This window comes from Streptomyces sp., assembly GCF_035563135.1.
In the GTDB taxonomy this organism is placed as follows: domain Bacteria; phylum Actinomycetota; class Actinomycetes; order Streptomycetales; family Streptomycetaceae; genus Streptomyces.
In genome coordinates, this window is the sequence record NZ_DATMVN010000797.1 from 1 (window position 1) to 10,665 (window position 10,665).

The window sequence follows — 10,665 nt, forward strand, 5'->3', positions numbered from 1 at the left end:
CCCGCCCACCCTGATCCCCGTGTCCCCGTGCCCCCGGCCCCGGTCCGACGGTGAGGGTGCCGGGGCGGCCCCCGGGCCGCGTCCACCCGGGCGGACCCCGCCGCTCAGGGGCCGGCGCCGCACCTGCGCGGACCGGGACGGATCAGCCCCGGCCCACGTACGGCATGGCTGTGGCCAGCACCGTCGCGAACTGCACATTGGCCTCCAGCGGCAGCTCCGCCATGTGCAGGACCGTCCGGGCCACGTCGTCCGCAGCCATGACCGGCTCGGCCGCCACCTGGCCGTTGGCCTGGAGGATGCCCGTACTCATCCGCTCCGTCATGTCGGTCGCCGCGTTGCCGACGTCGATCTGCCCGCACGCGATCCGGTACGGACGTCCGTCCAGCGACAGCGACTTGGTCAGGCCCGTCACCGCGTGCTTCGTCGCCGTGTAGGCGATGGACCGCGGCCGCGGCGCATGGGCCGAGACGGAGCCGTTGTTGATGATCCGGCCGCCCTGCGGGTCCTGCTCCTTCATCACGCGGTACGCCGCCTGCGCACACAGGAAGGTCCCCGTCAGATTGACGTCCACCACCGTCCGCCAGTCCTCGTACGCGAGGTCCTCGACCGGCACCGAACCCGGCCCGAAGGTCCCCGCGTTGTTGAAGAGCAGGTCCAGCCGGCCGAAACGGTCCCGCACGGAGGCGAAGAGCGCGGCCACCTCCTCCGGGTCGCTCACGTCGGTGGGCAGGCACACCGCGGGGCCGGGGCCGGCGGCCGCGGCCGTCTCCTCCAGGGCCGCGGCCCGCCGCCCCGCCAGGGCCACCGTCCAGCCCGCGCCCGAGAGGGTGAGGGCGACCGCCCTGCCGATGCCCGATCCCGCACCTGTGACGACAGCGATTTTCTGCTCAGCGTTCATGGCCCGGCAGCGTACGGGACGTTTCACGGCGGCCGGCACCCGGTGCTCATCGCACCGCCATAAGGATGTTGTGCACCCGCCGACGGCAGGTCGTCCCTCCGCATTCCAATGCTTCTGACAACATCCGGCAGGGGAGGGGCACATGACACCCGCACAGAACAGCAGGCCGTCCGGCCGGCACGGTCATTCCGCCGAGCTGCGCAGCGCCGCGCAGAGGTTCGGCTCCGGGGTGGACCGCCGCCGTTTCCTCACCGTCACCGGTGCCGCCGCCGCGCTGGCCTTCGCCGTCAACCTGCCCGGCGCGGGTACGGCGGCCGCCGCCGAGCTGGACGCCCGCAGGATCACCGAGGACCCCTTCACCCTCGGCGTGGCCTCCGGGGACCCGCTGCCGGACTCCGTGCTCCTGTGGACGAGACTCGCGCCCCGCCCGTACGAGGCCGACGGCGGGCTGCCCGCCGAGCGCGTCCAGGTCCGCTGGGAGATCGCCCGCGACGAACGCTTCCGGCGGATCGTCCGGCGCGGGTCCGCCACCGCCCACCCGGAGTTCGGGCACACCGTCCACGTGGACGTGGACGGCCTCGCCTCCGACCGGAACTTCTACTACCGCTTCCGCGCCGGCACCTGGATCAGCCCCACCGGCCGTACCCGCACCGCGCCCGCCCCCTACGCCCGCAACAGCTCCCTGGCCCTGGCCGCCGTCTCCTGCCAGGCGTACCACGACGGCTACTTCACCGCCTACCAGCACCTCGCGGACGAGGACGTCGACGTGGTCTTCCACCTCGGCGACTACCTCTACGAGTACGCGGTCAACGCCGCCGGAGGCGCCCGCAGGTACACCGACCGCGTCCTGCCGGACCACTACAACCGGGAGACGCTCACGCTGGAGGACTACCGCATGCGGTACGGCCTCTACAAGTCCGACCCCGACCTGCGCGCCGCCCACGCCGCGCACCCCTTCGTCGTCACCTGGGACGACCACGAGACCGAGAACAACTACGCGGGCGACATCCCGGAGAACAGCGTCCCCCCGGAGGAGTTCCTGCTGCGCAGGGCCGCCGCCTACCGCGCGTACTGGGAGAACCAGCCGCTGCGCACCCCGCAGCGCCCCACCGGCCCCGACATGCGGCTCTACCGCCGGCTGCGCTTCGGCCGGCTCGCCCAGTTCGACATCCTCGACACCCGCCAGTACCGCAGCAACCAGGCGTACGGCGACGGCTGGAAGGTCCCCGGACCGGAGTCCGAGGACCCGTCGCGCACCATGACGGGCGCCGCCCAGGAACGCTGGCTGCTCGACGGCTGGAAGACCTCCGACGCCCGGTGGAACGTCGTGCCGCAGCAGGTCACCTTCTCCCGGCGGCGTGACGTGCCGACCGATGCCTACAAGCTGTCCATGGACTCGTGGGACGGCTACCCCGCCTCCCGGCAGCGGGTCATGGACGGCGCGGAGGCCGCCGGGATCGAGAACCTGATGGTCCTGACCGGCGACGTGCACGTCGGCTACGGCTTCGACCTCAAGAAGGACTTCGACGACCCGGCGTCCCGGACCGTCGGCACGGAGATCGTGGCCACCTCCATCGCCAGCGGCAAGGACGGCTCCGAGAAGCCGGCCAACTGGAACAACCTGACCCAGGCCAACCCGCACATGAAGTTCTACAACGGCCGCCGCGGCTACGCCCTCGTCACCCTCGGCACCGAGCAGGCGCGCGCCGACTTCCGCACGGTCCCGGCGGTCACCACACCCGGTGCGCCGGTCACCACGGCCGGCTCCTTCGTGACCGAGGCCGGGAACCCGGGGCTCACCCCCGCGTAACCCGGCACCCGGCCCTTCGCGCGGGGTCAGCCGCGGTCGTCCGCCGGATAGCGGACGCCGACCCGGTCACGTACCGCGTCGAGCGTCCGCATCACGGCGAGCGAACCCTCCAGCGGCACCAGCGGGGACTCCTTCTCGCCCGCCAGGAGCGCGCGCGTCACCTCGGCCGCCTCGTACTGCATGCCCGAAAGGCCCTGCGGCCCCGGGCCCGTGACGACCTTTTCGGGCTCCCGGCCCGGCCGGTGCAGGAGGAAGTACTCCGGGTGGAAGAAGCCCTGCGGGAAGTCGATCCGGCCCGCCGTGCCGGTGACCGACGCGACGGTCGGCAGGTCCCCGACGATCGAGCAGCTCAGCAGCGCGGTGGCGCCCGAGTCCCAGCCCAGCAGCATCCCGGTGTTCAGGTCGACGCCCTCCGGGGACAGCAGCGCGTCGGCCTGCACCCGGTCCGGCTCGCCCAGCAGGAGCTGTGCGAACGACACCGGATAGACCCCGAGGTCCAGCAGCGCGCCGCCGCCCAGTGCCCGGTCGCGCAGCCGGTGCTCGGCCCCGAACGTCCCCGCGAAGCCGAAGTCGGCCTGCACCGTGCGGATCTCACCGATCGCGCCGTCCCGCACCAGCTCGGTCATCCGGCGGATGAGCGGATTGCAGTACGTCCACATGGCTTCCATCAGGAACAGCCCGCGCTCCCGGGCCAGATCCACCAGCTCCCGCGCCTCACGCTCGTTGAGCGTGAACGCCTTCTCGCACAGCACGTGCTTGCCGGCCTCCAGCGCGAGCCCGGCCGCCTCCCGGTGCGCGGAGTGCGGGGTGGCGACGTAGACGACGTCGACGGAGTCGTCGGCGACGAGCTCCGCCCAGCTGCCGTACGCCCGCTCGATCCCGAACCGCTCGGCGAAGGCCTTCGCGGAGACCTCGGAGCGGGACGCGACCGCCACGACCTCGGCCCCGGAGTCCTTCATCGCCAGCAGGTCCCCCGTGAAGGTCGCGGCTATGCCGCCCGTCGCCAGTACACCCCAACGCACAGTCCCGCTCATGCCCGCCCGCCCTCACCCGAAAAAGGTATCGACCACTACGACTGACCTGAGAGCATAGATGCGGATTCAACGAAGCGGAGACGAGGATGCCGGACAGCGGCGCGAGCCGGGCCCAGCAAGGACAAGAGCACATACCGACGAGCAGCAAGGGCGCCGCACAGGGCGCCACGGCCACCGCCACCCCCACCGCAGCGGGTGCCCCGGCCGCCTCCACGACCACCACGCCGGGCAGCCCGGCGGCCTCCACGACCACCGCACGACGGGCCGGCCTCCTGGTCACCCTCGTGCTGGGCGGACTCACCGCACTGCCGCCCCTCTCGATGGACATGTACCTCCCGGCTCTCCCGGAGGTCACCGACGCGCTGCACGCCCCGGCCGCGACCGTCCAGCTCACCCTGACGGCCTGCCTCCTGGGCATGGCGCTCGGCCAGCTCGTCGTCGGACCCATGAGCGACCGCTGGGGCCGGCGCACACCGCTGCTCCTCGGCATGGTCGTCTACGTGATCGCCACCGCGATCTGCGCCGTCGCCCCCACCGCGGAACTCCTCATCGGCTTCCGCCTCCTCCAAGGGCTGGCCGGCGCCGCCGGCATCGTGATCTCCCGGGCCGTCGTACGTGACCTCTACGACGGCGACGAGATGGCCCGGTTCTTCTCCACCCTGATGCTGATCTCGGGAGTGGCACCCGTCATCGCCCCCGTGATCGGCGGCCAGGTGCTCCAGTTCACCGACTGGCGCGGCATCTTCGTCGTCCTCACCTTCGTCGGCGTGCTGCTCACCCTGGTCGTCTGGAAGTGGCTCCACGAGACGCTCCCCGCGACCCAGCGCCACACCGGCGGTGTCGGCGACGCGCTGCGCACCATGCGCGGGCTGCTGGCCGACCGGGTGTTCACCGGGTACATGCTCGCGGGCAGCCTCGCCTTCGCCGCGCTCTTCGCCTATGTGAGCGCGTCCCCGTTCGTCGTGCAGGAGATCTACGGCGCCTCGCCGCAGACCTTCAGCCTGCTGTTCGGAATCAATTCCATCGGGCTGATCGCCGTCGGCCAGATCAACGGCAAGCTGCTCGTCGGGAGGGTCAGCCTGGACAAGGCGCTCGGTTTCGGCCTCGCCGTCATCTCCGTCGCGGCGATCGCCCTGCTGCTGATGACCTCCGGGGTCCTCGGCGAGGCCGGCCTGCTGCCGGTGGCCGCCGGGCTGTTCGTGCTCATGTCGGCGATGGGCCTGGCGATGCCCAACACCAACACGCAGGCACTCATGCGCACCAGGCACGCGGCCGGCTCGGCCTCCGCGCTGCTGGGTACGAGCCAGTTCCTGATCGGTGCCATCGCCTCACCCCTGGTCGGGATCGCGGGTGAGAAGACCGCCGTGCCGATGGCCGTCGTGCAGGTGGTCTGCGCGCTGTCCGCGGTGGCGTGCTTCCTGCTGCTGTGCAGGCCGTGGCAGAACACGGGAGCCGCCCGGGGGCCGGCCCTCAAGGGCTGACCGGCGCCCCTGCGGGGGCGGACCTGCGAAGGCCCGGGCGGGACGACCCGCCCGGGCCTTCGCACGCCCGCGCCCGGCCGGCTCCGTCGTGGCCGCAGGAGAGAGAGGGGAAGGCCGGCCGGTTCAGCCCACGCGGGGGTAGCCCAGCAAGTGCAGCCGGTCCTCGCGGTCCGTCCAGCGGAAGATGCCGACGCCGGAGGTCTCCGCCTCGGGCAGCCGCGTGTTCGGGGGCAGCGTGTCGACGCCCCAGGTCGTGAAGCTCATCCTGACCGGACCGCCGCCCTCACCGTCCAGTGCCTCGTCCGCGTCGCGCGCGGTCGTCGCGCCGTAGGCGCTGCCGCCGTCCGTCACGGACGCGAGCGTCAGCCCCGCCGCCCCGCCCTCCTCCTCGAAGCAGAAGCCCTTCTTCGCCTCCAGGTCGAAGGCCAGATTCCCCGCGACCAGGTAACCCCCCGAGGGGGAGACGACGGCCTGCGGATAGCGCCCCGGCTCCATGGCCGGCGTGTGACACTCCACCGACACGAGCGGCTTCCCGCTCCCCGCGTCGTGGACCGTCCACATCTGGTGCGTGGCGGCCCGCTTCGCCCCCTGCGCGAGCTGCCACTTCGCCAGGATCAGCCCCGGCGCCACGGAGGTCGGCACCCCCGTCGCCGGGTCGGCGCCCTTCGGCGCGGTCCTCCTGCTGTACCAGCCGCCCCGCACCCAGAATTCGCGGGCCCCGCTCAGCAGCAGGCCCTTCGCCGTCTGCCCGCGCACCTCGGTGAGCTGCTTGCAGGCCGTGCAGCCCTTCGGATACGCCACCGCGGACGCGGCGATCCTGGACACCTCACCACTGACCGGGTCCACGACCGCGCTGTTCGCCCTGCCGTCGCTGATCAGGACCCCCGGGCCGGTCGCCGTGACGGTCGGCGCACCGGTCCACGGCACCTCGACGCGCCGGCGTTCCCCGTCCACCGCGTCGTACACGTCGAGGGACACGAAGGTCCCCGAGGGCGTGAGCCCGTCGCCGGCCTTCCCGAAGGACCAGGTGACGAAGAACTGCCGGTCGTCCTTGGCGACGGTGAGCAGCTTCGGGAAGCCCGGCGGCTCCGGCGGCCGCCAGGCCTCGCCGCTCCAGCCGGCCCGGCCGGTCTCCGTGTCGAGGGTCCGCAGCCGGTAACGGTGGCCGGAGACCTCCTCCAGGTAGGCCAGCCGGCCCGTCGTGTGGGAGAGGGCGTAATCGGGCCCCGCGCCGACGACCTCCCAGCCGCGCCGCGTCGTGTACTCCGGGGGCACGTCCAGCTGCGTCGCGGGGCCGGCGCTCCTCCTCGCGGGCTTCTCCGGCCCGTCCTCGCCCCCGGCGCCCTCGCTCCCGCCGCCCCCGCACGTCGTGAGCAGAAGGAGCAGGGCGAGGACGAGCACCCCGCCCACCAGAGCCAGGCGTACGATCCTCTGTCTCATGGTCCCCCCGATGAGCCAACCCCTGGACAGTCCCCGTCCACGGCGTCGGCCAGCGTAACAACGGGCCCGCGGCGAAGAGCAGTTCGGTTCCGTAGCCGTCGTGTCCCGGTTCCGTGCCGGACCACCGGACTGCGGGGGGAGGGGCCGCAGTGCCTACAATTCGGCGGTGAACGCCACCCTCCCCACCGCGGAAGCCCTGCGTGCGGCGCTGGCCGCCCTGCTCGACGGGCTGCCCCCGAGGCAGGCCGCGCAGGCCGTCGACCGGCTGATCGCCAGCTACCGCGGAACCACCCCCACCGACGCCCCGATCCTGCGGGACCGCTCGGACGTCGCCGCGTACGCCGCGTACCGGATGCCCGCGACGTTCGAAGCCGTACGGTCCTGCCTCGCCGCCCTCCGCGACGCCGCGCCGGACTGGGCGCCCGCCACCCACACCGACATCGGGGGCGGCACGGGCGCGGCGAGCTGGGCGGTCGCCGGGGCCTGGGACGGGCCGCGGACGACGGTCCTGGACTGGTCCGAGCCCGCCCTCGCGCTCGGGCGTGAGCTGGCCGGGGCCTCCGGCATCCCCGCGCTGCGGGCCGCCACCTGGGAGCGGGCCAGGATCGGCGCGTCACCGGCTCCGGCGCCCACGGACCTGGTGACCGTCTCGTACGTGCTCAAGGAGCTCACGGCCGGGGACCGGGCCGCGGTGGTGGACGCCGCCGCGACGGCCGCACAGGCCGTGGTGATCGTGGAGCCCGGCACCCCCGACGGATACGAGCGGATCATCGATGCCCGCGACCGGCTGATCGCCGCCGGACTGACCGTCGCCGCCCCCTGCCCGCACGACGACGCCTGCCCCGTCGAACGCGGCACGGACTGGTGCCACTTCTCGGCGCGGGTCAGCCGCTCGTCCCTGCACCGCCAGGTCAAGGGCGGCTCGCTCAGCCACGAGGACGAGAAGTTCAGCTACGTCGTGGCGACCCGCTTCCCCGTCCGGCCGGCCCGCGAACGGGTCATCCGCAGGCCGCAGATCCGCAAGGGCCAGGTGCTGCTGGAGCTCTGCACCCGGGACGAGGGACTGCGGCGGGCCACGGTCACCAAGCGGCACGGCACGCTCTACCGTGCCGCCCGGGACACCGCGTGGGGCGACCCCTGGCCGCCGGCGGACGCACCGGAGGGACCTGACGCCGCGTAGCCGGTGGACGTCCGTCCGGCCGTCACGCGCGCTCTGCGGCGTCACCCGCCGAGGACCTCGGCGACCTCCCGCGCCATCACCCGGTAACCGGCGTCGTCGGGGTGCAGCGCGTCCCCGTGGTCGTAGGCGGGATCGGGGCGGTCGGGGTCCGAGGGGGAGGCGAGGGCCTCGTCGAAGTCGACGTACGCGTCGAACTCGCCGGAGTGCCGGATCCAGTCGTTGACCTCGTTGCTGGCACGGGCCGCGTGCGGGCCCCAGCGGAGCGGGGCCCCGCGGACCCGTCAGGCCCGCAGCTCCTGGGTGCAGCACTTCACGCTGCCGCCGCCCTTGAGCAGTTCGCCCAGATCCATCGGGACCGGCTCGAAGCCCCGGTCCCGCAACGGGCCGAAGAGACCCGTGGCGGCCTGCGGGAGCAGCACGTGCCGTCCGTCACCGACCGCGTTGAGGCCCAGCGAGGCGGCGTCCGCCTCGCCGGCCTGCAACGCGTCGGGGAAGAGCCGGGCCAGCACGGACCGGCTGCCCGCCGAGAAGGCCCCGGGGTAGTACATGATCTCGTCGGCCGCGTCGTCGAGCACGCACAGTGCCGTGTCCAGGTGGTAGTAGCGCGGGTCCACCAGGTCGAGGCCGATCACCGGGCGCCCGAAGAACTCCTGGGCCTCGTCGTGGGAGAGCGGGCTGGACCGGAAGCCCCGGCCCGCCAGCACGTACGAGGCGGTCACGGCGAAATCGCCCTCGCCCTCGTTGACATGGGCCGGCTCGTGGATCTCGGTGAAGCCGTTGGCCCGGAACCACTCCCGGTGCGCCTCGGCCTCCGCGTACCGCTCCCGGTAGGCGAACAGGGCGCCGAGCACCCGGCCGTCGATCACGGTGGCGCCGTTGGCGGCGAACACCATGTCGGGCAGACCGGGCCGGGGGGTGAGGAGTTCCACGGTGTGGCCGAGCGACCGGTAGCGGTCGCGCAGGTCCTCCCACTGGGTGGTGGCCAGCGGCAGGTCCACGGGTTTGGACGGGTCCATCCACGGGTTGATGGAGTACGTCACCTGGAAGTGGGCCGGGGCGCACATCAGGTAGCGACGAGGGGTGGCGTCACGGGTCAATGCAGGCTCCTCACGAACGGCGGCCACGGCCGCGGAACGGTGGGATGCGCACGGGGTGGGTGCGTGAGTTCATGGTGCGCCGAGCCGGGCCGCCGCACAGTGATCCGTTCGGGTGGTTCACACGGGAGGGCCCGGCACCGGGCAAGACGATACGTATCGGGCCGCGGGTCGTAGGCTTGCCGGATGTCACCTCACAAGACGCCCGACTCCAGCCGCCGCAGCGACCGCTCCCGCCGCGCGATCCACGACGCCGCGCTCGCGCTGGTCGGCGAGGTGGGTTACGCCAGGACGACGATCGAGGGTATCGCCGCCCGGGCCGGGGTCGGCAAGCAGACGATCTACCGGTGGTGGCCGTCCAAGGCGGCCGTGCTCATGGACGCCTTCCTCGACATGAGCGCCCGGCAGGCGTCGGAGGCGGCGGAGGCGGCCGGGGCCGGGGACGGCGGTGAGTACGCCATCCCGGACACCGGGGACCTGGCGGCCGACCTCAGACTGGTCCTGCGGGCCACGGTCGACGAACTGAACGACCCCGCCACCGAGGCCCCCACCCTGGCCCTGGCCGCCGAGGGCATCATCGATCCGGCACTCGGGGCCCAGTTCGTCGAGAACCTGCTCGAACCCCAGCTCCAGCTGTACGTCGCACGCCTGCGCGCCGCCCAGGAGGCCGGAGAGGTCCGCGCGGACCTCGATCCGCGTATCGCGCTGGAGCTCCTGATCGCCCCGCTCGCCCACCGCTGGCTGCTGAGAACGCTCCCGCTCACCCACGCGTACGCGGACGCGGTCGTCGACCACGCTCTGCGCGGGTTCCTCGACCGGCCGTGAAGCAGGTGCGCATTCCATGACATTCCGTGCGAGTGCGGCGGCCCGCACCCCCCGGCCCGAGCACCCCGCTCGGGAACTCCGGCCACCCGAGGAGCAGGATGGTGCGACCATGGAGAGGTAACCGCTGAGGTGAGGGGATAGATGGGCGCCGATTCCGGCCGCTATCGCGGCACAGAGGGCAGGATTTCCCAGTGGCTGCGCCGGCGGCCGAAGCCACAGCCGGAAGCCGACGACGCGGCGCGGCTGGCGCTGCTCCTGGCCGTGGCCGAGGCCGGCATGCCGATCTCACCCGCCGCGCACCCGTCCGGTTACCGGTGTTCGTGCGAACGCATCGGCTGCCCCACCCCCGCGCGCCACCCCCTCTCGTTCGCCTGGCAGACACAGTCCACGACGGACCGCGCGCAGATCGAGCGCTGGGCGCAGAACCAGCCGCTGGCCAACTTCATCACCGCGACGGGCATCATCCACGACGTCCTCGACGTCCCCCTCGCGGCAGGGCACGCGGCTCTGGAACGGCTCACCGCGGCGGGCATCGACGTCGGTCCCGTCGCCCGGTCCGGCGCCGACCGGATGCTCTTCTTCACCGCCACCCGCGGGACCCCCGACGACGAGGACGAGTGGTGGCCGTGCGAGCTGGACTGCCACCCCGAGACCATGGACGAGCATCCGGGACTCCGCTGGCACTGCCGCGGCAGCTACGTCCTCCTGCCCCCCGCACGGCTCCCCGGCGAGCTGGACGTGCACTGGATCCGGGGCCCGGAGAACCCGCTGCCCGACCCGCTGACCCTGCTGGAGACGCTCACCGACGCCTGCGCGCAGTACGCGGACACGGCCGACGCGAGTGACCTCGACCACGATGCGGTGGCCTGGCCGCTCAGCCGCTGAGAGCGGTGGCGGACGGCC

General features: G+C 73.0%; 9 protein-coding genes and 1 pseudogene. 5 read left to right on the forward strand and 5 right to left on the reverse strand.

Translation table 11 applies throughout. From position 1 onward, the window contains the following. Window positions 1–142: 142 nt before the first annotated feature. Window positions 143–898 carry an SDR family oxidoreductase gene (locus tag VN520_RS35360; RefSeq protein WP_325751043.1) on the reverse strand — a complete coding sequence of 252 codons (756 nt, stop codon included), beginning with the start codon at window positions 896–898 and terminating at the stop codon, window positions 143–145. Between the two features lie 142 nt (window positions 899–1,040). Here VN520_RS35360 and VN520_RS35365 point away from each other — a divergent pair, with 142 nt between their 5' ends. Next, the gene (locus tag VN520_RS35365; RefSeq protein WP_325751044.1) at window positions 1,041–2,708 is read left to right on the forward strand and encodes an alkaline phosphatase D family protein; all 1,668 of its coding nucleotides are present in this window, start codon (window positions 1,041–1,043) and stop codon (window positions 2,706–2,708) included. 26 nt (window positions 2,709–2,734) lie between these two features. Here VN520_RS35365 and VN520_RS35370 read toward each other — a convergent pair whose 3' ends face one another. Beyond that, complete coding sequence (locus VN520_RS35370; protein ID WP_325751045.1) at window positions 2,735–3,742, reverse strand: Gfo/Idh/MocA family oxidoreductase; 1,008 nt, start codon at window positions 3,740–3,742, stop codon at window positions 2,735–2,737. A gap of 86 nt (window positions 3,743–3,828) precedes the next feature. Between VN520_RS35370 and VN520_RS35375 the strand changes: the two genes are divergently transcribed. Beyond that, window positions 3,829–5,223, forward strand: a complete 1,395-nt coding sequence (locus VN520_RS35375; RefSeq protein WP_325751046.1) for a Bcr/CflA family multidrug efflux MFS transporter — start codon at window positions 3,829–3,831, stop codon at window positions 5,221–5,223. Between the two features lie 123 nt (window positions 5,224–5,346). Here the strand turns inward: VN520_RS35375 and VN520_RS35380 are convergent, their stop codons facing one another. Then, entirely contained in the window at window positions 5,347–6,663 is a 1,317-nt protein-coding gene (locus tag VN520_RS35380) for a hypothetical protein (protein ID WP_325751047.1), read from the reverse strand. Between the two features lie 166 nt (window positions 6,664–6,829). Here VN520_RS35380 and VN520_RS35385 point away from each other — a divergent pair, with 166 nt between their 5' ends. After that, window positions 6,830–7,843 carry a small ribosomal subunit Rsm22 family protein gene (locus VN520_RS35385; RefSeq protein ID WP_325751048.1) on the forward strand — a complete coding sequence of 338 codons (1,014 nt, stop codon included), beginning with the start codon at window positions 6,830–6,832 and terminating at the stop codon, window positions 7,841–7,843. Between the two features lie 41 nt (window positions 7,844–7,884). On the opposite strand, the pseudogene VN520_RS35390 reads toward VN520_RS35385, so the two are convergent. Next, window positions 7,885–8,085 (reverse strand): annotated as a pseudogene (locus tag VN520_RS35390) (SGNH/GDSL hydrolase family protein); the annotation flags it as partial. Window positions 8,086–8,124: 39 nt separating this feature from the next. Continuing rightward, window positions 8,125–8,967 carry a dimethylargininase gene (ddaH, locus tag VN520_RS35395; protein WP_349256086.1) on the reverse strand — a complete coding sequence of 281 codons (843 nt, stop codon included), beginning with the start codon at window positions 8,965–8,967 and terminating at the stop codon, window positions 8,125–8,127. 156 nt (window positions 8,968–9,123) lie between these two features. Here ddaH and VN520_RS35400 point away from each other — a divergent pair, with 156 nt between their 5' ends. Both VN520_RS35400 and VN520_RS35405 read left to right on the forward strand, forming a co-directional pair. Beyond that, complete coding sequence (locus VN520_RS35400; protein ID WP_325751050.1) at window positions 9,124–9,762, forward strand: TetR/AcrR family transcriptional regulator; 639 nt, start codon at window positions 9,124–9,126, stop codon at window positions 9,760–9,762. A gap of 141 nt (window positions 9,763–9,903) precedes the next feature. Then, window positions 9,904–10,647 (forward strand): bifunctional DNA primase/polymerase, encoded by a 744-nt coding sequence (locus tag VN520_RS35405; protein WP_325751051.1) that lies wholly within the window; start codon window positions 9,904–9,906, stop codon window positions 10,645–10,647. The last annotated feature ends 18 nt before the right edge of the window (window positions 10,648–10,665 follow it).